At 64.0% G+C, this 24,462-nt stretch carries 19 protein-coding genes; 7 read left to right on the forward strand and 12 right to left on the reverse strand.

What is annotated here, in order from left to right; genetic code table 11:
• Positions 1-48 precede the first annotated feature (48 nt).
• Positions 49-1,323 (reverse strand): acyl-CoA dehydrogenase family protein, encoded by a 1,275-nt coding sequence (locus QY049_RS31810; RefSeq protein ID WP_194476924.1) that lies wholly within the window; start codon positions 1,321-1,323, stop codon positions 49-51.
• Between the two features lie 210 nt (positions 1,324-1,533).
• On the opposite strand from QY049_RS31810, the gene QY049_RS31815 reads away from it, so the two are divergent.
• Entirely contained in the window at positions 1,534-2,313 is a 780-nt protein-coding gene (locus QY049_RS31815; RefSeq protein ID WP_258762515.1) for an enoyl-CoA hydratase-related protein, read from the forward strand.
• 112 nt (positions 2,314-2,425) lie between these two features.
• Here QY049_RS31815 and QY049_RS31820 read toward each other — a convergent pair whose 3' ends face one another.
• The 3 genes from QY049_RS31820 to QY049_RS31830 are packed head-to-tail and all read right to left on the reverse strand — an operon-like array spanning position 2,426 to position 4,577.
• Positions 2,426-2,803 carry a DUF6285 domain-containing protein gene (locus QY049_RS31820; RefSeq protein ID WP_258762517.1) on the reverse strand — a complete coding sequence of 126 codons (378 nt, stop codon included), beginning with the start codon at positions 2,801-2,803 and terminating at the stop codon, positions 2,426-2,428.
• A gap of 2 nt (positions 2,804-2,805) precedes the next feature.
• Positions 2,806-3,792, reverse strand: coding sequence for a phosphotransferase family protein (locus QY049_RS31825; protein WP_258762518.1), 987 nt, complete (start codon positions 3,790-3,792; stop codon positions 2,806-2,808).
• A complete protein-coding gene (locus tag QY049_RS31830; RefSeq protein ID WP_258762519.1) occupies positions 3,789-4,577 on the reverse strand; it encodes an enoyl-CoA hydratase/isomerase in 789 nt (262 codons plus the stop codon). The genes QY049_RS31825 and QY049_RS31830 overlap by 4 nt, the downstream gene beginning before the upstream one ends.
• A 180-nt stretch (positions 4,578-4,757) precedes the next feature.
• On the opposite strand from QY049_RS31830, the gene QY049_RS31835 reads away from it, so the two are divergent.
• The 4 genes from QY049_RS31835 (at position 4,758) to QY049_RS39150 (ending at position 8,336) form a co-directional block, all read left to right on the forward strand.
• Positions 4,758-5,537 carry an SDR family NAD(P)-dependent oxidoreductase gene (locus tag QY049_RS31835; protein ID WP_301270388.1) on the forward strand — a complete coding sequence of 260 codons (780 nt, stop codon included), beginning with the start codon at positions 4,758-4,760 and terminating at the stop codon, positions 5,535-5,537.
• 107 nt (positions 5,538-5,644) lie between these two features.
• Positions 5,645-6,025 carry a VOC family protein gene (locus QY049_RS31840; protein WP_258762521.1) on the forward strand — a complete coding sequence of 127 codons (381 nt, stop codon included), beginning with the start codon at positions 5,645-5,647 and terminating at the stop codon, positions 6,023-6,025.
• A 210-nt stretch (positions 6,026-6,235) separates the two neighbouring features.
• Complete coding sequence (locus tag QY049_RS31845) at positions 6,236-7,513, forward strand: acyl-CoA dehydrogenase family protein (RefSeq protein WP_258762522.1); 1,278 nt, start codon at positions 6,236-6,238, stop codon at positions 7,511-7,513.
• Positions 7,514-7,610: 97 nt separating this feature from the next.
• Positions 7,611-8,336, forward strand: coding sequence for an N-acetyltransferase (locus QY049_RS39150; protein ID WP_309493925.1), 726 nt, complete (start codon positions 7,611-7,613; stop codon positions 8,334-8,336).
• A gap of 48 nt (positions 8,337-8,384) precedes the next feature.
• Here QY049_RS39150 and yghU read toward each other — a convergent pair whose 3' ends face one another.
• On the reverse strand, positions 8,385-9,257 hold the full coding sequence (gene yghU, locus QY049_RS31860; protein WP_258762523.1) for a glutathione-dependent disulfide-bond oxidoreductase: 873 nt from the start codon (positions 9,255-9,257) through the stop codon (positions 8,385-8,387).
• 91 nt (positions 9,258-9,348) lie between these two features.
• On the reverse strand, positions 9,349-11,031 hold the full coding sequence (locus QY049_RS31865) for an NAD(P)/FAD-dependent oxidoreductase (RefSeq protein WP_301270389.1): 1,683 nt from the start codon (positions 11,029-11,031) through the stop codon (positions 9,349-9,351).
• A gap of 212 nt (positions 11,032-11,243) precedes the next feature.
• Between QY049_RS31865 and QY049_RS31870 the strand changes: the two genes are divergently transcribed.
• Entirely contained in the window at positions 11,244-12,377 is a 1,134-nt protein-coding gene (locus QY049_RS31870; RefSeq protein ID WP_258762524.1) for a nitronate monooxygenase, read from the forward strand.
• Between the two features lie 117 nt (positions 12,378-12,494).
• Positions 12,495-14,012, forward strand: coding sequence for an acetyl-CoA acetyltransferase (locus QY049_RS31875; RefSeq protein ID WP_258762525.1), 1,518 nt, complete (start codon positions 12,495-12,497; stop codon positions 14,010-14,012).
• Here the strand turns inward: QY049_RS31875 and QY049_RS31880 are convergent.
• The 6 genes from QY049_RS31880 to otnI form a co-directional block, all read right to left on the reverse strand.
• The gene (locus tag QY049_RS31880) at positions 14,009-15,205 is read right to left on the reverse strand and encodes an efflux RND transporter periplasmic adaptor subunit (RefSeq protein WP_258762526.1); all 1,197 of its coding nucleotides are present in this window, start codon (positions 15,203-15,205) and stop codon (positions 14,009-14,011) included. The genes QY049_RS31875 and QY049_RS31880 overlap by 4 nt on opposite strands.
• The gene (locus tag QY049_RS31885) at positions 15,192-18,371 is read right to left on the reverse strand and encodes an efflux RND transporter permease subunit (protein WP_258762527.1); all 3,180 of its coding nucleotides are present in this window, start codon (positions 18,369-18,371) and stop codon (positions 15,192-15,194) included. Before QY049_RS31885 ends, QY049_RS31880 begins: the two co-directional genes overlap by 14 nt.
• Positions 18,372-18,613: 242 nt before the next feature.
• On the reverse strand, positions 18,614-20,308 hold the full coding sequence (locus QY049_RS31890; protein ID WP_258762528.1) for a methyl-accepting chemotaxis protein: 1,695 nt from the start codon (positions 20,306-20,308) through the stop codon (positions 18,614-18,616).
• A 234-nt stretch (positions 20,309-20,542) separates the two neighbouring features.
• Positions 20,543-22,234, reverse strand: a complete 1,692-nt coding sequence (locus tag QY049_RS31895; protein ID WP_258762529.1) for a methyl-accepting chemotaxis protein — start codon at positions 22,232-22,234, stop codon at positions 20,543-20,545.
• Positions 22,235-22,399: 165 nt separating this feature from the next.
• Positions 22,400-23,677 (reverse strand): 3-oxo-tetronate kinase, encoded by a 1,278-nt coding sequence (gene otnK / locus QY049_RS31900; protein WP_258762530.1) that lies wholly within the window; start codon positions 23,675-23,677, stop codon positions 22,400-22,402.
• Positions 23,674-24,456: a 2-oxo-tetronate isomerase gene (gene otnI / locus QY049_RS31905; protein ID WP_194476941.1), complete on the reverse strand. Its 783-nt coding sequence runs from the start codon at positions 24,454-24,456 to the stop codon at positions 23,674-23,676. Before otnI ends, otnK begins: the two co-directional genes overlap by 4 nt.
• Between the last annotated feature and the right edge of the window lie 6 nt (positions 24,457-24,462).

Raw genomic sequence — 24,462 nt, forward strand, 5'->3', positions numbered from 1 at the left:
CTCCTTCTTGGGGTAATGGGTCCTGGCTTTCGCCAGGACGACATTGGGTCAATGCTTCCCCGGCCCCATATACCCGAACAGGAATCCCGCCACTTTCCGCATCTGGATCTCCTCGCTGCCTTCGGTGATGCGATACCGACGGTGGTGGCGGTAGATGTGCTCGAACGGCTTGTGGCGTGAGTAGCCCATGCCACCATGGACCTGCATGGCGCGGTCGGCGGATTCGCAGCAGAGGCGATTTGCCCAGTAGTTGCACATGGAGACGCGGTCGGAGAGCGTGCGCTCGATCTGCTCCTCGTTAAGCTGGTCCATCTCCCACGCGGTCTTGCGGATCAACAGGCGCAGCATCTCGGCCTGCGTGGCAAGCTCGACCAGCGGGAACTGGATCGCCTGGTTCTCGGCGAGTGCCTTGCCGAACGGCTTTCGCTCACGCGCGTACTTCACGCTCTCGTTGATGCAGTAGACCGCAGCGCCGAGCGAGCTTGCAGCCTGGCGGATGCGGTTCTGGTGCACGAAGCATTGCGCCAGCGACAGGCCGCGGCCGACCTCGCCGAACTGCGCATCCTCGGGCACGAACACATCCGTAAAGCTCACGCGCGGATGATCGGTCGGCATGTTGAAGGTCCACATGTATTCTTCGACCTTCACGCCGTGGCTCTTGGCCGGCACCAGGAAGCAGGTGATGCCGCGGGCATCGCCGTCATTGCCGCTGGTGCGCGCGAACAGCGCGCAATGTGTGGCGACGTGCATGCCGGTCGTCCACATCTTCTCGCCGTTGATGATCCAGCCCTTGACGTTGTCTCTGACAGCAGGCACCGCGCGCGTCTCCATGTGCGTCGCGTCCGAACCGTGATGCGGCTCCGTCAAACCAAAAGTGATGCGGTACTTGCCCTTGATCGAGCCGTCGATCATCGCCTTCTGGTCGTCGCGTCCGTAGCGGTCGAGCATGGTGACCACGGGAAAGTTGCCGACGATCGAATGCTCGTTCTGGAGGTCGTTGTGCAGGCCGAGGCCCTTCGCGGCAAAGTGCTCGCGGATCACGGCCATCCAGAGGTTGGAGCCGTCCTTGCCGCCATATTGCTTCGGCACCGGAAAGCGCAGATGGCCGGCGGCGTCGGCGAGATCCTTCGCCTTGCGCAGAAGCTGCTCCCATTCATGCCGCGGCAAGCCGCCATTCTCGAAATCGGTGCGGGCCCATTCGCGGCGATGATCGAAGAAGCGGATGTTGTCGTCGGCCTCCTCCAGCGGCTTGATCTCGCGCTCGATGAAACGGTCGAGCTCTCCGAGATAGGCGACGAGATCGGCAGGCAATGAGAAATCCACAGGTTCTCTCCCGGATGATTCTTCGTTTTGCGTTAAGGCGCTAGGCGCTTTTTGCTTCGCACGATTAAGGTGAGAAGAGCGCGCGCAAGTCAAGCAAGCCGAGGCGTGTAGGAAGCGCAAGCCGCACCCGCGCAATTTGGTGCTGCTCGTGCACGGGCGCGCGGTAGTATGACGCCAATATTCCAAGGGAAGAAAATGCGGGAGTGCGCGATGGATCTGAAATTCTCAAAGGTGGAACGCAAGGGGCCGATCACGATCGTCACGCTGTCGCGGCCCGAGGTTTACAACGCGCTGCACATCGACGCGCATTTCGAGCTCAACAAAGTGTTTGACGATTTCGCGGCCGATCCCGAACAGTGGGTCGCCGTCGTCACTGGCGCCGGCGACAAGGCGTTCTGCGCCGGGAACGATCTGAAGTGGCAGGCGGCGGGCGGCAAGCGCGGCTGGGACAAGGGCGGCTTCGCCGGCCTCACCGCGCGCTTCGACTGCGACAAGCCGGTCATCGCTGCGGTCAACGGCGTCGCCATGGGCGGCGGTTTCGAGATTGCACTCGCCTGCGACCTCATCATCGCCTCGGAGAATGCGACCTTCGCCCTGCCCGAGCCGCGCGTCGGCCTCGCCGCGCTCGCTGGCGGCCTGCACCGCCTGCCGCGCCAGATCGGCCTCAAGCGCGCCATGGGCATGATCCTCACCGCACGCCACGTCAGCGCCAAGGAGGGCCATGAACTCGGCTTCGTCAACGAAGTGGTGCCGCAAGGCGAAGCGCTTGCGGGCGCGCTGCGCTGGGCCGAGATGATCACCAAGAACTCGCCGATGTCGATCCGGGCATCGAAGCAGACCATCCGGAAGGGCCTCGCCGTCTCGCTGGAGCAGGCGATCGAGGAGCAACGCGAATATCCCGCGGTGAAGGCGATGGTGGCCTCGCAGGACTACATCGAAGGCCCGAAGGCGTTCTCGGAGAAGCGACCACCGAAATGGGTGGGGAAGTAGCGGGTCTCTCCGTCCGCCATTACGAGCGAAGCGAAGCTATCCAGATTGCCTCTGTGGATGCAGTCTGGATTGCTTACAAGGGCTCCTCGCAATGACAGAGATAGAGCGCCACCTACCCGCCTCGCGACAACTCGCGCTTGTACGACGCATAATTCGGCTGATCAACGGCGAGCTTGTCCATCGTCGTCTGCCAGAGATGCTCGGCGAGGCCCGGCGTTGCCAAATCAACCTCGCCCTTGGCGATACGCTCGGCGAGCACGCGGTTTAGATCAGTCACCGACCCGTCCATACCAAGCAGCGCGCGCAGACGCTCGACTTCCCTCGCATCGCTCCCTTCCTCCTGCGTAAGCTGTCGCGTCACAAGATCGAGAATGTTGATGGCGACCCGCAGCTTGAAAGCCTGATGGCCGGAGATCAGCGGGATGATGTCGTTACGGAGGAAATCGGAAACCGCTTTGGTCAACTCGATCGGTATCGGTTCGTCCTGCATGCCTAACCTCCCCGCGGCGCAAGCAGCCGTAGCAGATCGATCTCGGTCTCCGAGGCACGGCGGCCGATCATGGCACGTTCCATGGAATGATCCGGCCCTTCTCGGAACCGCTGCATCATGCCGCCGCACATGATGCCCCAGCGCAGCGTACCCATCACTTCCCAGAATTTCACCCGAGCCGGATCGCATTTGCGGCCCGCAGCCTCGTAGCCTGCGAACAGTTCCTCGCGCGAGCCGAACCCACCGACGGGCTTGTCGATCTCGCCAAACCGCCATGAGTTGACGCAGACCCAGCCGAGATCTTCCATGGGATCGCCGAGATGGGCGAGCTCCCAGTCGAGAACGGCGCGGACGCCGTCCGAACCGATGATGAGATTGCCGTTGCGGAAGTCACCATGAACCAGTGTCGTCTCGGCCGACGGACCGGGATCGTGGTCGCGCAGCCAGCGCAGCGCCAGCTCGAACACGGGCTTCGGCCAATCGAGGCTGCGATAGTCGCGATCGAACTCGGAGATCTCCTGCGTCGCCGATCTGCTGCGCAGCGCGGGCAGTCTGTCCCGCGGCAACCTGTGCAGGCCCGCGAGCACGCCGCCAATCTGCCGCGCCAGCAGTGGGCGCGCTGCCGCGAACTCGTCGTCGCGAAGAATCTTGCGGGCGATGGTCTCGCCCTCGACCCGCTGCATGATGAAGCCGGTGCCGAGATCCTCATCCGGCGTCAGCACATGCATCACGCGCGGCGACGGCACGCCGGCCTCATAGGCGAGCTGCATCAGTTGCGCTTCCGCAGCGAGTCCCGCTGCGCGCGTTGGCGCGGCGCCGTAGCCCTTCGGCGAGCGGCGCAGGATCGCGCCGATCGGTCCATCGGGATGCACGATGTCGAAGCGCCAGGTCTCCTGACTGGCGCCGCCGGACAGCTTTGCAGCACCGGTGACGCCGGTCGCGCCGCGACACCAGCGCTGGACGCTGCGAAAAAGCTCGGCCTCGATCATTTGCCTTTGAACTGCGCGGGCCGCTTCTCCAGGAAGGCACCGACGCCCTCGCGGAAATCCTGCGTATCGCCGGCGCGCAGCTGGCACTGGAATTCGAGGTTGAGCTGCTCCTCGAAAGAGTTTTCCGGGCTGTCCCAATAGAGCTTGCGGATCAGCGACAGCGCGATCGTCGGGCCACTGGCGAGATCGCGCGCGAGCTTCATCGCTTCCTCCATCAGCGCGCCGTCGTCGTAGACGCGGTTGACGAGGCCCCATTCCAGCGCCTTCTCGGCCGGCAGGCGCTCACCCATCAACGACAATTCGACCGAGCGCGCCTTGCCGATCAGGCGCGGCAAGAGCCAGGTCGAACCGCAATCCGGCACGAGGCCGATGCGGCGGAAGGCCTGCAGGAAATAGGACGAGCGGGCGCACAGGATCATGTCGCCGAGCAGCGCGAAGCTCATGCCGGCGCCGGCGGCCGGGCCGTTGACCGCGGTGACGATCGGACAGTGCAGGTTGCGGATGCGGCGCAAGAACGGATGAAAACCGGTTTCGAGCGTCAGGCCGGCCTTGGTTTTCCTCGACTGGTTGTTGCGCCCCTGCAGATTCGCACCGGTGCAGAACGCGCGGCCGGCGCCGGTCAACACGACGCAGCGCACCTCGTCCCTTTTCTCTTCGATCGTATCGAGCGCATCGGAAAGGCCGCCCAGCATGTCCACGGAGACGGCGTTCATCACCTCCTGATGATCGAGCCGGAGAATCGCGACCGAACCATCGAATTCGAGCGTGACGTGTTCGAACTGCATCGTTTCCTCGTCAGTTGCCGCCTGCGTCAGTTTCGCAGACCGGAATTACTTCTTGCCAGGCCACATATTTGATTTTTGGCGCGGTCTTGTCCATGGTGGCGAAAGCATACCCCACCGTCATATCGCATGATCTTGCGCGCACAGGCTGACGCGCGTCGTGACAAAAACAGGAAACGCGCCATGAACCTTTTCGATCTCACCGGCCGCGTCGCCGTGATCACCGGCGGCAATGGCGGTATCGGGCTCGGCATTGCACAAGCACTCGCTGGCCAGGGCTGCAACGTCTCGATCTGGGGCCGCAATCCTGACAAGAACAAGGTTGCTGCCGCGAGCATGGCGGGTCTGTCAGGCAAGATCGATGCCCGCGTCTGCGACGTCACCGATCCGAATTCCGTCAATGCCGCGATGAAGGCGACGCTCGACATTTTCGGCCGGGTCGACGGCTGCTTCGCCAATGCCGGCATCGGCGGCGGTGGCCGCAGGTCCTTCATCGAGCGCACCGAAGAGGAATGGCGCACGATGTTCGCGACCAATCTCGACGGAGTGTTCCACGCGTTCCAGGCGGCGGCAAGGCACATGACCGACCGCGCCAATGCGGGCGACCCCTTCGGCCGGCTGGTCGCGACCTCGAGCCTCGCCTCGATCTTCGGCACCGCGCGAAACGAGCATTATGCGGCGACCAAGGCCGCGATCAACGCGCTGGTCCGCGCCCTCGGCGTCGAGCTCGCCCGCCATGGCGTCACCGCGAATGCGATCCTGCCCGGCTGGATCAAAAGCGACATGACCGCGGGCATCATGGCCAACGAAAAGTTCGTCGCCAACGTGATGCCGCGGATTCCGATGCGTCGCTTCGGCGAGGCATCTGATTTCGGCGGCATCGCCGTGTATCTGATGAGCAAGGCCTCGTCGTATCACACCGCGGATACGTTCGTGATCGACGGCGGCTATACGGCGTTCTGAGTCTCGTAGCCCGGATGGAGCGAAGCGCAATCCGGGATGACCAAAAGCAAGACCCGGATTTCGCCAAGCTCCATCCGGGCTAAAATCGTAGTGAGGGGAACGGGCAAATGTTTTCACACATCATGATCGGCACCAACGACCTCGACAAAGCCAAGGCGTTCTATGACACGCTGCTTGGCACGCTCGAGGTGCGACCCGCGCGGGTCGACGGGCATCGCATCTTCTACATCACCAAGACCGGCGTGTTCTCGGTGACCAAGCCGATCAACGGCGAGCCGGCGACCTGTGCGAACGGCGGCACCATCGGCTTTGCTGCCAACTCGCCGGAACAGGTCGACAAGTGGCACGCCGCCGGCGTTGCCGCCGGCGGAACGCCGATCGAAAATCCGCCCGGCATCCGCGAGGGCGCGGGGAACAAGCTGTATCTCGCCTATCTGCGCGATCTCGACGGCAACAAGATCTGCGCGATGCATCGGATACCGAGCTGATCAAGCCGCAGCCGCCACTGTCATGCCCCGGCTTGACCGGGGCATGACGGGGCGCCGCGAACCAGCAGCCCCATTCAAACAACATTTCAAACGCTCCCTGCGAAATTCCATCGCATGGCATGGCTCGCGCGAGAAAATACGCGCTCGCACTTTCGCGGCGCTGCGACTATTCTCCCGGCCAACACGATCTCAGCGCCCCCGGGAGGAACAATGACAAAGCACGCCTACATTCCCCGCACCACCAACTACACCCTCAACCCCGGCGACGAGCTCAACGACCTCAGAATGTCGGATCAGGTCCGGCCGCTCTACGACCACGTCAAGAAGTTCATCCGCGAGACGGTCGAGCCGATGTCGATCGAATTCGCCAAGGCCGGCGAAGGCAAGGAAGACCGCTGGAGCTTCACCCCGAAGCAGCTCGAAGTGCTCGAGGTCGCCAAGAACAGGGCGAAGAAGGAAGGCCTCTGGAACTTCTTCCTGCCCGATGACGAGACCGGCCAGGGCCTGAAGAATCTCGACTACGCTTACATCGCTTCCGAGCTCGGCAAGAGCCCGCTGGCCTCCGAGACCATGAACTGCTCGGCGCCCGACACCGGCAACATGGAGGTGCTGGAGCGCGTCGGTACCAAGGAGCAGAAGGAGAAGTGGCTGAAGCCGTTGATGAACGGCGAGATCCGCTCGGCCTATGTCATGACCGAGCCGAACGTCGCCTCCTCCGACGCCAAGAACATTTCGACCACCGCCAAGCTCGTCGGCGACGAATGGGTCATCAACGGCGAGAAGTACTACATCTCCGGCCTCGGCGATCCCCGCTGCAAGATCCTCATCGTGATGGTCAAGACCAATCCGGACGCGGCGCCGAGCAAGCAGCAGTCGCAGATCCTGGTGCCGCGCGACACGCCCGGCGTCGAGGTGCTCGGCCCCATGTATGTGTTCGGCCAGGACCACGCGCCGCGCGGCCATATGCACATGCGCTTCAACAATGTCCGCGTGCCGAAGGAGAACATGCTGCTCGGCGAAGGCCGCGGCTTCGAGATCTCGCAGCTTCGCCTCGGGCCAGGCCGCATCCATCACTGCATGCGCACCATCGGCAAGGCCGAGAAGGCGCTCGATCTGATGGTGCAGCGTGGCCTCACCCGCGAAGCCTTCGGCAAGAAGATCGCCCATCTCGGCGGCAACATGCAGATCATCGCGCAGGCCCGCTGCGAGATCGAGGCGATGCGGCTGATGGTGCTGAAGGCGGCGAAGGCCATGGACGTGCTCGGCAACAAGGAGGCCCGCGTCTGGGTCTCCATGGTCAAGGCCATGGTGCCCGAGCGCGCCTGCAAGATCATCGACCAGTCGATCCAGATGCACGGCGCCACCGGCATCTCGCACTGGACCCCGCTGGCCGAGATGTACCAGGACGTCCGTCACCTGCGCTTTGCCGATGGTCCGGACGAGGTGCACTGGATGGTGGTCGGCCGTCACGAACTGAGCATGGCGTGATCCCTCTCGAATGCTGCAGGGCGGGTTCGCGATAGCGTAACCCGCCTCCGGCGGCCGAAGGCACCATGGGAAAATAGCCGACGCAGGGAACGAGAAGATGCCGGAAGCCTTTCGCGACAATGAGGAGCGCAGCCGGTTCGAGCTCGAGGCCGACGGGCCCGTTGCCTTCGTCACCTACCGCAAAAGCGACGGCGCGATCACGCTGGTGCACACCGAGGTGCCGCCTGAGCTAGGCGGCCGCGGCGTCGGCTCCAGGCTCGGCCGCGCCACGCTGCAGGCGGTGCGTGCACAGGGACGCAGGCTCTCCGTCGAGTGCGACTTCATCCGTAATTTCATGAGCAAGAATCCCGGCTACGACGATCTTCTAGCCGAGAGCGAAGACGCGCATCCGCAGCCCGTGGCAAACTACCGTGCGGGCTGCTTCTGCGGCGCCGTCGAGGTCGAGGTCACGGGCAAGCCGGTCTTCGCCGGCTATTGCCACTGCGTCGATTGTCAGGCCTGGTCGGCCGCACCGATCAATGCCTTCAGCCTGTGGAAGTCGGACGGCGTGCGCGTCACCAAGGGCGAAGCGGAGCTTGGGACCTTCAACAAGACCGAGCACTCCTATCGCAAGTTCTGCAGGCGCTGCGGTGGTCATGTCATGACCGAGCATCCGCGCATGCGGCTGATCGACGTCTACGCCAATCTTTTGAAGGGCTACGAGCACCAGCCGACACTGCATGCGAACTACGCGAGCAAGATGGTGTCGGTGAGGGATGGCCTGCCGAAATATGCCGATCTGCCGGCGGAGCTTGGTGGATCCGGGGCGATGTTGCCGGATTGATCGTGCGCCGTCGCCCCGCTTGCGGGGCGAGGCGAAGGAAGAGACCTGCTACGTCGCGGGCGCGAGCTTGTCCTGCGTCTTGGTCTCGAAATCGCTGGCGTCGTGGCGCTCGTGGAGCTGGCTGGCGGGATCGCCGGAGACACGGTTGACCATGCGGCCGCGCTTGACGGCGGGGCGCTTGGCGATCTCATCGGTCCAGCGCTGCACGTTCTTGTAGTCCTGCACCGACAGGAAATCGCCGGCGCCGTAGACCAGCCCCTTGGCGAGCGCGCCGTACCAGGGCCACACGGCCATGTCGGCAATCGTGTACTCCTTGCCGGCGAGATATTCGTTGTCGGCAAGGCGCCGGTCGAGCACGTCGAGCTGGCGCTTGACCTCCATCGCGAAGCGATCGATGGCGTATTCGATCTTGAACGGCGCATAAGCGTAGAAATGGCCGAAGCCACCGCCGAGATAGGGCGCGCTGCCCATCTGCCAGAACAGCCAGGACATCGCCTCGGTGCGGGCCTTGATGTCCTTCGGCAGAAAGGCGCCGAATTTCTCGGCGAGATAGAACAGGATCGAGCCTGATTCGAAGATCCGGATCGGCTCGGGGCCGGAGCGGTCCATCAACGCCGGGATTTTCGAGTTCGGATTGATGTCGACAAAGCCGCTGCCGAACTGGTCGCCGTTACCGATCTTGATCAGCCAGGCGTCGTATTCGGCGCCCTTATGACCGAGCGCCAGAAGCTCCTCCAGCATCACGGTGACCTTCACGCCGTTCGGGGTCGCCAGCGAATAGAGCTGCAACGGATGCTTGCCGACCGGCAGTTCCTTGTCGTGGGTGGGGCCGGCGATCGGCCGGTTGATGCTGGCGAACTGTCCGCCATTCTCTTTGTTCCAGGTCCAGACTTTGGGCGGCACGTAGGGGGCGTCGGTCATGCGAAGGGCTCCGGCAGAAAGATGCGCCTGCATTAATTAGCCCGCGAACCGCCGATGACAAGCCCTTCCGGCCCTGCGTCCGGCGCGGGCCTCAGGCCCGCGTCATGCGTTCGCCCCAGCCCGTCACCGCCCCACGCGGCCGAGCCTCGGCCTCCATCACAAATCCCTCATATCCCTTCGCGGCGACGTCATCGCAGATCCGGCGATAGACGCCGACGCCGCCGATATAGGGCATGAAGATGCGCGGCTTGCCGGGGATGTTGGCGCCCATGTACCAGGAATTGGCCTGCGGATAGAGCGTGCCGTGCGCGACTTCGTTGACGTGGGCAACCCACCTCTCCTCGGCATCCCCTCTCGCTTCCATCGTGGCGAGACCTTGCTTGCGTATGTGGGCGAGGCAATCGGCAATCCAGTCGACATGCTGCTCGATCGACACGATCATGTTCGAGAGGACCGACGGGCTGCCGGGGCCGGTGATGACGAAGAGGTTCGGAAAGCCCGCGCTCATCAAGCCGAGATAGGTTTTCGGCCCCTCCGCCCATTTCTGGTTCAGCGTCTGCCCGCCCCGGCCGCTGATATCGATCTTGGCGACCGATCCGGTCATGGCGTCGAAGCCCGTCGCCATCACCAGCGCGTCGACCTCGTGGTCCCGACCCGCGACGCGCACGGCATTAGGCGTGATCTCCTCGATCGGATCGGTCTTGATGTCGACCAGCGTGACATTGGGCCGGTTGAAGGTCGCGAAATAATCAGTGTCGATGCAGATGCGCTTGGTGCCGATGGGATGGCTGTTCGGCTGGAGCAGCTTTGCGGTCTCGGGGTCCTTCACGATCTCGGCGATCTTGCCGCGGACGAAATCGGCAGCCGTATCGTTGGCGGCTCGATCGAGACCGAGATTGTTGTAGACGTACATGAAGGTCAGCCCGCCGCGCTCCCAGCGGGAGGCGTATTTGCTGTTCCTGGCTTCATCGCTGTCGTCCAGCGCACCCCGATCGGGTTGCTCCGCATAGATTCCGTTGCGCGCGACCTCGCGGGCGAACTTGCGTATCTCAGGATATTTCTTCCGGAACGTATCGCGCTCCTCGCCGGTCAGCAGGGCATTGCGGGCGGGAATCGAGAAATTCGCCGTACGCTGGAATACAGTGAGATGTTTGGCCTGCGCGGCAATGATCGGCGCCGACTGTATGCCAGATGATCCGGTGCCGATCAGGCCGACGCGCAAGCCGGCAAAATCGACGTCTTCGTGCGGCCAGTTGCCGGTGTGATAGACGGGGCCCTTGAAGTTTTCGAGGCCCTTGATGTCCGGCTTGCGCGCGTTCGAGAGACAGCCGGTGGCGAGGACGACGAATTGCGCCTGAAAGGTCTTGCCGTCAGACGTCGTCACCGCCCAGCGTTGCGCGCGTTCGTCGAACACGGCGCCTTCGACGCGCGTATCGAACTGGATGTCGCGGCGCAGATCAAAGCGGTCGGCGACGTGGTTGGCGTATTTCAGAATCTCTGCTTGCGGCGCGTAGTGCTCGCTCCAGTCCCATTCCTGCTGGAGCTCTTCCGAGAACGAGTAGGAATATTGCATGCTCTCGACGTCGCAGCGCGCGCCGGGATAGCGATTCCAGTACCAGGTGCCGCCGACGCCGCCGCCCTGCTCAAGGACCCGCGCCGAGAAGCCGAGCCCGCGCAAGCGATGCAGCATGTACATGCCGGCAAAACCGGCGCCGACGACGACCACGTCGTAGGCCTCGGTAGCTTGAGCCTGGCTCGCTTGCGCTGGCGACATCAGATGGCGCTCCCTGATCTGTTTTCTGTTGTTGTAAGCCAGCATTCTCTGGCGGCCACCAAAGCGCAAGAGGCATGTCTGCGCCCTAATTTTGCGCGACGGAATGGCTCGACACTCTGCATGACGCCTGCACGCAAGATACGCGCGGGAATCCGGCATGGCATCGCCAATGACGATGGGCTAGCTTCGTCGAAGGCCGCCGGGAGAACACCATGAAATCGCCGATCTGCGACATGCTGGGAATCGAGTTCCCGCTGCTCGCCTTCAGCCATTGCCGCGATGTGGTTGCCGCCGTGAGCCGTGCCGGCGGTTTCGGCGTGCTGGGTGCCACCGTGCATACGCCTGATACGCTCGAACGCGAGCTGAAATGGATCGACGATCACGTCGACGGCAAGCCCTATGGTATCGACGTGTTGATCCCGGAAAACATCTCGACATCAGGCGAGAAGGACGTCACCTGGAAGAGCCTGGAAGCGCGCGTGCCGCAGGAGCACCGTAGATACACCAGAGATCTCCTGAAGAAATACGATATCGAGCTGACCACGACCGAGGTGGCCGCCAATCAGCCGCAGCCTTTCGACGCCGAGACTGCGCTGGAACTGCTCAGAGTCTCCTTCAACCATCCGATCCGGCTGATCGCCAACGCACTGGGCGTGCCGCCCAGGGCGATGATCGAGATGGGCAAGAAACACAACGTGCCGGTCGCCGCGCTGGTCGGCGCCAAGGAGCACGCGCTCCGCCAGGTCGCAGCCGGTGTCGACATCCTCGTGGTGCAGGGCACCGAGGCCGGCGGCCATTGCGGCGAGGTTTCGACCATGGTTCTGGTGCCTGAAGTGATCAAGGCGATCAAGCCGATCCGCGACGTACCGGTGCTCGCGGCGGGCGGCATCATGACAGGACGGCAGATGGCGGCCTGCATGGCCATGGGCGCGGCCGGCGCCTGGACCGGCTCGGTGTGGCTGGCAACGGTCGAGTCCGAGACCAGCGAAATCTTCCGCGAGAAAATGATCGCCGCTTCGTCCCGCGACGCGGTTCGCTCGAAGGGCCGCACCGGCAAGCCGGCGCGACAGCTCCGCTCGGTCTGGACCGATGCCTGGGACCGCGCGCCGGACAGTCCGGGCGCCCTGCCGATGCCGCTGCAGAGCATCATCAGCCGCGACGCCTTCAACTCCATCGACCGCGCCGCAGCCGCCGGCAACGCCAGGGCGCGCGATCTCGTCAGCTACTTTGTCGGCCAGGGTGTCGGCTTGATCGACAGCGTGAAGTCCGCCGGCGCCGTGGTGCAGGAGTTCAAGGAAGAGTTCGCCGAAGCCGTCGAGCACATGAATGCGCTGGTCGCGGAGTAGCTCCCACACCGTCATTGCGAGCGAAGCAAAGCAATCCAGACGGTCTCCGTGGATGCAGATCTGGATTGCTTTGCTTCGCTCGCAATGACGAAACAACTTAGATCGTGAATCGAGATTATGACTGACAAGACCACTATCCCCGAAGACCGTATCCCCGTCATCGTCGGCATCGGCGAGGTCGTCGACCGCCCCAGGGAGATCACCGAAGGGCTCGAGCCGCTCGATCTGCTTGAAAAGGCCTTGCGGCGCGCCGAAGCGGACTCCGGCGCAACGCTGCTCGGCGAGGTGCAGTCGCTCGACGTCGTCAACTTCCTGAGCTGGCGCTACCGTGATCCGGAGCAGTTGCTCGCGCAGCGCCTCGGCGTCACGCCTGCGCATTGCCATTACGGTCCGGTCGGCGGCGAGAGCCCGATCCGTTACATCCACGAGGCGGCCAAGCGCATCGCGCGCGGCGAATGCACCGTGGCGGCGGTCTGCGGCGCGGAGGCGCAGTCGACCGCGACCAAGGCGGAGCGGGCGGGCACCAAGCTGCCGTGGACGCCGTTTGCGCATGATGTCGAGGAGCCCAAGCGTGGCGCGGCGTTTCAGAAGCCGCTCGCCGTGAAGCTCGGCGTGTTCCGGCCGGTCACGGTCTATCCGTTCTACGAGGCCGCCTCCTCCGCCCATTGGGGCCAGACGCCGCGCGAGGCGATGGCGGAATCGGGCACACTGTGGTCGCGCTATTCCGAAGCCGCCGCGCAAAATCCAAACGCCTGGCTGAAGCGGCGTTATGCGCCGGAGGAAATCACGACGCCGACGGCGGACAACCGGCTCATCGCCTGGCCCTACAACAAGCTGATGGTCGCCAACCCCAGCGTCAACATGGGCGGCGCGCTGCTGCTCACCAGCCTTGCCAAGGCGCGTGCCCTCGGGATCGCCGAGGACAAGCTGGTCTATCCGCTCGGCGGCGTGTCAGCCGAGGAGCCGCGCGATTATCTATTGCGCGACCAGTTTTTCGAAAGCCATCCCCAGAATGCGGTGCTGAAGGCGGTGATGAACCTTGCCGGCGGCAACGGCAAGAAGTTCGACGCGATCGAGCTCTATAGCTGCTTTCCCTGCGTACCCAAGATGGCGCGGCGGACGCTGGGCTTGGGCGCCGACGTGCAGCCCACCGTGACCGGCGGGCTCACCTTCTTCGGCGCACCCCTCAACACCTATATGACGCATGCAGCTTGCGCGATGGTGCGGCGGTTGCGCGGTGGCGACAAGCTCGGCCTGCTCTATGGACAGGGCGGATTCGTGACCAAGCATCATGCGCTGGTGGTTTCGAAGACAGCGCCGCGCGAGGCGCTGGCGCAGGAGACGAGCGTGCAAGGCGAGGCTGACCGCAACAAGCGTGCGGTTCCGGAGTTCGTCGATCAAGCCAGCGGCAAGGGTAAGGTGGAGAGCTTTACCGTGCTCTATGGCCGTGGCGGCGACGTCGAGCACGGCGTGGTGATGCTGCGCACTGCGGATGACCGGCGCACGCTGGCGCGGATTCCGGCGGATGATGGTCCGACGCTGGCACACCTCTTGAACATGGATCATACGCCGGTAGGCTCGCACGGCGAGATCACGATGGCCGCCGATAGCGTGCCGGAGTGGCGCGTAGCCTAGCTCTTCGGTGCCTGCTTCTCCGACGCCGTCGCCGGCTTGCCGCCGGCACCAACCACGCGCACCTGGTCGCCGTTGGACAGGCCGTCCGGCGGCGCGGTGATGACGCGGTCGTCGGGCGCAATTCCCGAAGCGAGCTCGATCTCCTTGCCGAGATCTCGGGCGATGGTCACGGTCTTGAACTGAACTTTGTCCTCAGCACCGACGGTCGCAACGCGCAGGCCGCTGCCGTTGAAGATCAGGGCGCTGGCGGGAATGCTGAGCGGCGCGGAATCGCGCTGGAGGCTCAGCTTTACGCTGGCATAGCCGCCGGGCATCAGTTCGCCCGAGGAATTGTCGAGACCGAGCTGCATGCGCGTGGTGCCCGAGGCGACGTCGACGGCCTGCGAGGATGCTTCCACCGTCGCCTGGAAGGTCCGGTTCGGATATTCCGGCAGCGAGATGGTGGCCTTGGCGCCGATCTTGATCGCCGGTACGTAGTTCTGGGGCACGTTGACGTAGACGCGCAGCTTGGTGATGTCGGAGACCACGAACATTGCCGGCCCCGAGCCCCCGCCGGCGTTGATCAGTGCACCGACATCGGTGTCACGCGAGGTCACCACACCATCGAACGGCACCGTGATCTTCTTGTAGCCGGCGAGCGCTTCGAGCCGCTCGACATTGGCCTGGCCGGATTTGACTGCCGCGTTCTTGTTGGAGAGATCGGCGGTACGCTCGTCGATCTCCTGCGCGGAGACGAAATTCGAGGCGACCAGCGTCTTGCGCCGGTTGAGCGTTGCTTCCGACAGTCTCGCGCTGGCCTGCTGGCTGGCAAGGTCGGCGCGGGCCTGCAACAGCTGCTGGTCGAGGTCGGGGGCCTCGATTTCGGCGATCACCTGGCCGGCCTTGACGCGGGCACCGATGTCCACGCTCCAGCTTTTCAGATAGCCTGAGACGCGCGCGAAAATCGGAGCGCGGTAATAGGCCTCGAGCCGGCCCGGCAGGTCGATCGTGGAACTGAGCGCCTTGGCGTTGGGGAGCGTCACCGCAACACTCGGAATGGCCTGATCGTCCGTCCACTCCTTCAGCTTGGAGCCCTGGTCCTCGCGAGCCCGGATGCCCGAGCCGACCACGAGGCCTGCCGCAATCAGCGCCACCACGCTGAAAATGCCCAGTTTCCGGTGCGACACCGGCGAGCGGGGTTCAGTGGGCGACATGCGGGGTCTCCAATGGGGCGGCGGCCTTGGCGCCTTGTTTCTTGTGTACCATACTGAACACCACGGGAACAAACATCAGCGTGGCGAAAGTCGCAAAGATCAGGCCGCCTATGACGGCGCGGCCTAGTGGCGCATTCTGCTCGCCACCCTCGCCGAGTCCCAGGGCCATCGGCGCCATGCCGATGATCATGGCGAGCGCGGTCATCAGCACCGGCCGGAACCGGACGAAGCCGGCTTCCAGCGCCGCGGCGATGGGGTCACCGAGTTCCTCGTAGCGCTCGCGGGCAAACGAAATCACGAGCACGCTGTTGGCGGTGGCGACGCCCATGCACATGATGGCGCCGGTCAGCGCCGGCACCGACAGCGTGGTCTGGGTCGTGAACAGCATCCAGACGATGCCCGCGAGCGCCGCGGGCAGCGCAGTGATGATGACGAACGGATCGGACCAGGACTGGAAGTTCACCACGATGAGGAAGTAGATCAGCACGACGGCCCCCAACAGGCCGAACAAGAGACCCGTGAAAGCGCTGTTCATGGTCTGCACCTGGCCGAGCAACACCACGGACGAGCCCTTCGGCACCTCCTTGGCGGTGTCGGCGATTGCCTGGCGGATATCGTTGGACACCGCGCCGAGATCGCGGCCAGACGTGGTCGCGAAAATCTGCACCATCGACTGGATGTCGTATTGCGACACCACCGCGCTCGATACCGAGCGCTTGATGTCGGCGATGCCGCCGAGAATCGGCGACTGCGAATTGCCGGCCGCGGTGATCGGCAGCGTCTGGAGCGCGCTGAGGGAATCGATCTGGTATTGGGGCGTCTGCATCACGATCGAATAGGACACGCCGTTCTCGGGGTTGAGATAGTAGGTCGGCGCGACCTGCGAGGAGCCGGCGAGATTGACCACCAGGCTGTTGGTGACGTCGCGCTCCGTCAGGCCGACATATTGCGCGCGGGTGCGATCGACGTCGATGTTGAAGGTCGGGTTGCTCGGCGATTGCTGGATGCGCGCATCGGCAACCCCGGGAATCCGGCGGACCCTGGCCAGCAGATTGTTGGCATACGCGAAGTTCGCGCTGAGATTGGCGCCGCGGATCTGCAGGTCGATCGGCGCCGGCGCGCCGAAGTTCAGGATCTGGCTGACGATGTCGGCCGGCAGAAACGCGAAGCTGACGCCCGGGAACAGCCGCGGCAACTGCTCGCGCAACACCTTCACGTGCTCCTCGGTCGGCTTGTGGCCCTCCCTGAGCTTGATCTGGATGTCGCCGTCCTGCGGGCCGATAACCCCGGTGTTGTTGTAGGTCATGTTGATGCCGGAGATCGGCATGCCGATGTTGTCGGTCATGGTCTCGATCTCGCCAGGGATCAGCTTGCGGACCGCCTTCTGCACGTCGGCGAGCTGGTTGGCGGTCTCCTCGACGCGGGTGCCGACCTGAGTGCGGACATGCATCAGGATGTTACCGGCATCGACCGCGGGGAAGAAGTTGCGACCCAGGAACGGCACCAGCGCAAAGGACGCGCCGACCACACAGAGGAAGCCAGCGACGAACACCAGGCGATGCGCCAGCGCGAGGCCCAGGAGATCGTGATAGCCGCCGCGAATGCGCTCGAACCTGACCTCGAAACCACGCTGGAACCAGACGAACGGATTACGCGATTTCGGCGGCTTCCCCTCGTGATGGACATGCGCTTGCAGCAGATAATTCGCCATGGTCGGCACCAGCGTGCGCGACAGGATGAACGACCAGATCATCGCGAACATCACGGCTTCCGCCATCGGCACGAACAGGAAGCGCGCGACGCCGGTGAGGAAGAACATCGGCACGAACACGATGCAGATGCAGAGCAGCGAGACGAAGGCCGGCGTCACGATCTGGTTGGCGCCGTCGAGGATCGACTGCTCGACCGGCTTGCCCTGCTCGAGATGGTAATTGATGTTCTCGATGGTCACCGTGGCGTCGTCGACGAGGATGCCTACCGCGAGCGCAAGACCGCCGAGCGTCATGATATTCAGCGTCTCGCCGATCGCCGACAGCATGACGATGGCACCAAGCACCGACAGCGGGATCGAGACCGCGATGATGATGGTCGAGCGCCAACTGCCGAGGAACAGCAGGATCATGACGCTGGTGAGCAGCGCGGCGATCACGCCTTCGAAGGCGACGCCCTCGATCGCACCGCGAACGAATACCGACTGGTCTCCGATGAACCCGATCTTCAGAGCATCCGGCAGCTGATCCTTTACGTCGATGACTTTCTGCTTGATGCCGGCGATGATATCGAGCGTCGAAGTCGCGCCCGCCTTCAGCACCATCATCAACACCGAGCGGTTGCCGTCGACATGGACGATGTTGGTCTGCGGCGGATTGCCGTCGCGCACGGTCGCGACGTCGCGCACATAGACCATCGCACCGTTGATGGTCCTGATGGGCAGATTGCCGAGCTCGTCGATCTTGAGTGGCGAGTTGTTCAGCTGGATGTTGTATTCGAAGGTGCCGATCTTCTGGGTGCCGACCGGCGTGATCAGGTTTTGCGCGGCGAGCGCATTGGCGACGTCCTGGCCCGACAGGCCCCGGGCTTGAAGCGCAGTCGGGTCGAGGTCGATCTGGACCTGGCGCAGCTTGCCGCCGAACGGATACGGGATCGCCGCGCCGGGCACGGTAACCAGCGGGGTGCGAAGCTGGTTGATGCCGATGTCGGCGAGATTCTGTTCGGTCAGCCCATCGCCCGACAGCGCCACCTGGATGATCGGTACGGTCGAGGCGGAGTAATTCAGGATCAGGGGCGGCGTCGCGCCCGGCGGCATCTGCTTGATCAGCGTCTGCGAAATCGCCGTCACCTGCGCATTGGCGGTGCGGATGTCGACATTGGGCTGGAAGAATATCTTGATGATGCCGAAGCCGTTGTAGGAATTGGCGGTGATGTGCTCGATGTCGTTGACGGTCGTCGTCAGCGCCCGCTGGAACGGCGTGGTGATGCGGCCGGACATCTGGTCCGGCGGCAGGCCGGTGTACTGCCAGACCACGCCGATCACGGGGATTCTGATGTCCGGAAAGATATCGGTCGGCGTCCGCAGCGCCGCCAACGGTCCGATGATCAGAAGCAGGAGCGCCAGCACGACAAACGTGTACGGCCGGCTCAGGGCAATACGGACCAGAGCAATCATTCGTCAGGTAATTCCAAAAGGGGGATAGGGAACACGCCCCCACGGTTCCTATCGCTCATTTACCCGAACACCGCCGAAATGGCCAACGACTGCGGCTCACGCGCGGTCACTTCCCTGCTATCGCACAGCGAAATCGCATTTCAGATATGCAGGCTCGGCGCGGAAAATGGCGGGGCTGGCCTTGAGCCACGTAAAAAGCGGCGCCCGGAGGCGCCGCTTTGAAACTGGCATCGTCTCCGGACTTACGCCGCGCGGACCGAGCCCAGGAACTTGCCGACCTCGAGCTTGAGCCGGCTCGAATCGCGCGACAGCATCTGCGCCGCCGACAGCACCTGGGACGACGCCGAGCCGGTCTCCGTGGCGCCGCGCTGGACGTCACCGACATTGGACGAGACCTGCTCGGTGCCCTGGGCTGCTTGCTGCACGTTGCGCGCGATTTCCTGGGTCGCTGCTCCCTGCTGCTCCACGGCCGCGGCTATCGCGGAAGATATCTCCGACAGGCGCGCGATGGTGCCGCTGATTTCGCCGATGGCAGCGACCGACTCATGAGTCGCTGCCTGGATGCCGCCGACCTGCTGGCCGATCTCGCCGGTGGCCTTGGCCGTCTGCTCGGCCAGCGCCTTCACTTCGGACGCGACCACTGCGAAGCCGCGGCCGGCCTCGCCGGCTCGCGCGGCCTCGATCGTCGCGTTTAACGCCAGCAAGTTGGTCTGGCCAGCGATGGCATTGATGAGTTCGACAACGTCGCCGATCCGTGATGCGGCCCGCGACAGTTCACTGACGCGGTCAGTGGTCGCCTGAGCCTGACTGACCGCTTCGCCGGCGATCCTGGAGGAGTCCTGTACTTGCCGGCTGATCTCACGCACGGAGGACGACATCTCCTCTGCGGCTGACGCCACTGAATGAACATTGGCAGATGCCTCTTCGGAGCCTGCAGCAACGGCGACTGACAATTCCTGCGCCCGGCCCGCGGTCGAGGACAGTGTCGATGCCGAAGCTTCGAGCTCAGTCGCCGCCGAGGACACAGTCTCGACGATCTCGCCGATCGCGGCCTCGAAGCCGTCGGCAAGCTTGGTCATCTCGACCTTGCGCTGCGCTTCTGCGCGGCGCTGCACCGCCTGCACCTCGTCGCGGCTGAAACGGATGATGGTCTGCACGGTCTGCAGGTTGCGCAGTGCCTCGCCGATCTCGTCGTCGCGCTCGATCAGGATACGGTTGTCGAGCTTGTCCTGCACGAGATTGAGCATGGTGTCGTTGAGATGCCGCATCGGCTCGCCGATCGCGCGCTTGGTTGCAAGGCCTACGAAGCCGCCGATCGCCGCGCCGACGACAGCCAGCAGCGACAGTATCACGCTCGCCGAGCCCGCGGAGGACATCGCGCCGCCGATGCCCAGCGCCAGCATGAAAAGCGTCTGGACCGACATCATCGTCGTCAGCCGGGCCCCCAGCGTCCGCGTGAAGACGTTGAAATGATCGAGCAGCGAACGACGGCGGATGATACCGGCGTCGATGCGATAGCCGTGCGGCTTCTTCTCGCGGATTGCGGCGTAGACCTCTTCGGCCAGCTTGCGCTGGTCGGCCGGGAGCCTGGTGCGGATCGAGGTGAAGCCCGTGACCTGGCCGTTCGCGCGGATCGGCGAGGCCGTCGCCAGCACCCAGTAGAAATCGCCGTTCTTGCGGCGGTTCTTCACCGCACCAAGCCATGGCTTGCCGGCCTTCAGCGTATCCCAGAGGTTCTGAAAGGCCTCCGGCGGCATATCTGGATGACGGACGATATTGTGCGGTTGCCCCATCAACTCGCCGGACGTGAAGCCCGCAGCGGCGATGAAGTCCTCGTTGAAGTAGGTGAGCTTGCCCTTGAGATCGGTCCGCGAGACGATCAACGTCTCATCGCTTACGGGGTATTCAGTCTCAGTGACAGGAAAATTCTTGCGCATCGCGGGCTCCCGGCCAATCTCCTCAGGCGTTCATTTTCGGCGAAGGCGTCTCGCGGGGGCGCCGTCCTCACAATCCTCGAAAGCCGAATTTAACCACCGATAAAACCAGCCCCCCGTATGATTACGGGTAGTTCCCCATGATGCTACCTATGCGCGCCATCATGCTACCGGCGGTAGAAAAAAGGGCGGCGCTTGCGGCGCCGCCCCTTCGTCGATCGCTGGTCTGCGCGAAACTCAGGCCGCGCGGACGTTTGTCAGGAACTTGCTGACTTCGGTCTTCAACCGGCTCGAGTCGTTGGACAGCATCTGGGCCGCCGAGAGCACCTGCGAGGAGGCCGTTCCGGTCTCGGTCGCGCCGCGCTGCACGTCGGTGATGTTGGAGGAGACCTGCTGGGTGCCCTGGGCCGCCTGCTGCACGTTGCGGGCGATTTCCTGGGTTGCAGCGCCCTGCTCTTCCACCGCGGCCGCGATGGCCGAGGATATTTCCGAGAGCCGCTCGATGGTCGAGGAGATTTCCTTGATCGCGCCGACCGAGTCGTTGGTAGCCGCCTGGATGCCGGAGATCTGCTGGCCGATCTCACCGGTCGCCTTGGCGGTCTGTTCGGCGAGCGCCTTCACCTCGGAGGCGACCACCGCGAAGCCGCGGCCGGCTTCACCGGCGCGCGCCGCCTCGATGGTTGCGTTCAGCGCCAAGAGGTTGGTCTGGCCGGCAATGGTGTTGATCAGCTCGACGACGTCGCCGATGCGGGAGGCCGCCTTCGACAGCTCGCTGACGCGCTCGGTGGTGGCACGGGCCTGGCCGACGGCGTCGCCCGCCATCCGCGCCGATTCTTGCACCTGACGGCTGATCTCGCCGACCGAGGAGGCCATCTCTTCGGTCGCGGATGCCACCGACTGCACGTTGGTGGAGGCTTCTTCCGAGGCCGCGGCGACCGTGGTTGCCATCCGCTGCGAGCGATCGGCGGTCGAGGTCAGCGTCGAGGCGGACGCCTCTAACTGGGTCGAGGCCGACGACACGGTCTGGACGATCTCGCCGATCATCGTCTCGAACTCGCGGGTGATGTTGTCGACGCGACGTCCGCGCTCGATCTTGGCCTCGGCGTCGGCCGCAGCGGTCTCGTCGGCCGCCTTCTTGGCGATCAGCGCCTCCTTGAAGATCTGAAGTACGTCCGCCATCGCACCGATCTCGGTCTTCTCGCCGCGGTGCGGGACATCAGCGGAGAGGTCGCCGCGACCCAACGCCTGCATTGGCTGGATGATCGAGTTGATGCCGGCGGACACGTCCTGAACCAGGTAGAAGCCGACGCCGATGCCGGCAATGACGGCAGCGCCGAGAATGATCGCGACCAGCATGAAGGCGTAATAGAAAGTGTCGGCGGCGTCCGCGGCAGCCTGATCACCGCCCTTGGTGTTGAGCTCGATGTCCCTGGTCAGGATCTCATCCGCAGCCAGACCGATCTTGTTCACCTTGGTCGTGTTCAGCTCCTGCGCCTCGTGCGGCACCTTGCCGGCTTCCTTGCGCGACAGCGTGAAGACGTCCTCGGTGCCCTTCTTGTAATCGTCCCAAAGCTTGGACCAATCACCGTACAGCTTCTGCTCCTCCGCAGAGGTGATCATCGTCTCGTACTTCTTGCGCGATTTGGCCAGCGCTTCGAGCACGGTCGCCGCGACCTTCTCGGTCGCAAGCTTGTCCTCGAGGCTTTCGGCCAGCATGTGCTGGCGGACGACGTTGCGGTAGGTGATGACGGCGGCGCGCAAATCGCCGATCACGCGCACGCTCGGCATCCAGTTCGTGGTGATGTCGACGGTGTTGGCGTTGATCGTCCGCATCTTCATGACGGCGAGCAGACCCATGCCCGCCATTGCGACCAGCAGGAACGACACGACACTGATGATCTTGGCGCGAATGGAAATCTTGGCGAACATAGAGGTCTCTTTGCGTTGGCGCGGCGGCGCGTCCTGGAATTACGGATCAACCAAAAGCAGCGGCGCCGGCACCAACAACAAAGCGACCTGGGCAGTTGTCAACTACGACTCCGTACGAGTACGGAACCTCAAAGAAGTGAATGAGGAACTAAAAATGCTCTGCGCTCAGCGCATGAGCCTCATCGCGTCCGAGAAGAATTCCGCGCCACCGAAATTTCCCGACTTCAACGCAAGCAGCATGTCGCCGCCTGCGTATCCCACAGTGCGCAAGACCGGAACGCCCGCAGCAATCTCTGCGCCCACCAAAAATCCGGGAATCTCCAGTCGATCAACGACAGCGCCAGAGGTCTCGCCACCTGCGACTATCAGGCGCTGCACGCCTGATTTCACGAGACTTTCAGCGATATCCGCCATTGTCTGCTCGATGGCATGGCCGGCTGCGTCACGGCCGTGACGCGCCTGGAGAGCCGCGACGTCAGCCGGAGTCGCGCTCGATGCAATCAGCACGGGACCATCTGCCAGTCGCGGTCTTGCCCAGTCGAGCGCACGCTGCGCCTCACCCGTCCCCGTAAGAATACGCTGGGTGTCGAGATGTAACACCGGCATGACGCGTTCGGCGTTGGCGATCTGCTGAAGAGTGGCCTGCGAGCAGCTTCCGGCAAGGCATGCGACCTGTCCGCCGACGGCGGCGCCCTGCTCGCTGCTTGCCGCGGCAGGCTTGACCCTGCCGGTCGACACCAGCGCTCGCGCCAGCCCAAGGCCAATGCCGGAGGCGCCGACCGACAATCGATGACCGGCCGCGACGAGGCCGATGGTCTCGAGGTCGCGGTCGAACACGGCGTCGATGATCGCGGCGCCGATGCCCTTACCGGATAGGTCAGCAAGCCGGGCCCGCACGGCGTCAGCCCCGCGCGCGAGGGTCGCAAGGTCGACGAGTCCGATCTGGGTGTTGCTCTGGCGCGCGAGTACACGCACCAGGTTGGAATCGTGCATCGGGTTGAGCGGATGGTCCTTCAGCGGGCTCTCGTTCAGCGGCACGGCGCCGACGAACAGATTGCCCTGGTAGACGGTGCGGCCGGTCTCCGGGAACGCCGGCGTCACCAGCACGATCGCCTCGCCGCAATCGGCGCGCAGCGCGTCCATTACCGGGCCGATGTTGCCGGCATCGGTGGAATCGAAGGTCGAGCAGATCTTGAACAGCACGTGGCTCGCGCCGCGGCCGCGCAGCCATTTCTCGGCCGCGCGTGAACGCGACACCGCGAGCCCGGCCTCGATCGAACGGCTCTTCAGCGACACCACGACGGCGTCGACGTCGGGCAACTTCAGATCGTCGGCCGGCACGCCGATCGTCTGCACGGTGCGCAAGCCTGCACGCGTCAGGGTGTTGGCGAGATCGGAGGCGCCGGTGTAGTCGTCGGCGATGCAGCCCAGCGCGAGGGTCACGACTTCACTCCCGCATAGGGCTTGAACCAGGCGAGGCCGTCGGTGGTCTTGCCGCGCGGATTGTATTCGCAGCCGACGAAGCCGGCATAGCCGAGCCGATCGAGCTCTTCGAACAGGAACGGATAGTTCAGCTCCTCGCCATCGGGCTCGTTGCGCGACGGAATGCTGGCGATCTGGATGTGACCGATGATCGGCATCATCTCGCGCAGCCGCATCGTGACGTCGCCGTGGATGATCTGGCAGTGATAGATGTCGAACTGGAGCTTCAGGTTCGGAAGCCGCAACTCCTGGATCAGATCGCGCGCAAAGCCGAAATCATTGAGGAAGTAGCCGGGCACGTTGCGCGCATTGATCGGCTCGAGCACGATGTCGATGCCGTGGGCTGCGAAGAATTCGGCGGCCCACGCCACCGATTTGTAGAACGCCTCGATCGCAACGCGCTCGCCGCGATTGGCGATGCCGGCCATCAGATGCAGCCGCTTGACACCGGTGGCCTTGGCGTAAGGCAGCGCCGTCTCGAGGCTCGCCTTGAGATCGTCGAACCGCGAGGGGAGCGCCGCAAAACCCTTCTCGCCGGCGTTCCAGTCGCCCGGCGGCAGGTTGAACAATGCCTGCGTCAGGCCGTTGCGCTTGAGCCGCTCGCCGACTGCTTCCACCGGGTGGTCGTAAGGGAAGAGAAATTCGACGGCGGTGAAGCCGGCCTGCGCGGCGGCGTCGAAGCGGTCGAGGAACGGTACCTCGGTGAACATCATCGAGAGGTTGGCGGCGAAACGGGGCATCGGAGA

It is taken from the genome of Bradyrhizobium sp. WYCCWR 13022, assembly GCF_030435535.1.
In the GTDB taxonomy this organism is placed as follows: domain Bacteria; phylum Pseudomonadota; class Alphaproteobacteria; order Rhizobiales; family Xanthobacteraceae; genus Bradyrhizobium.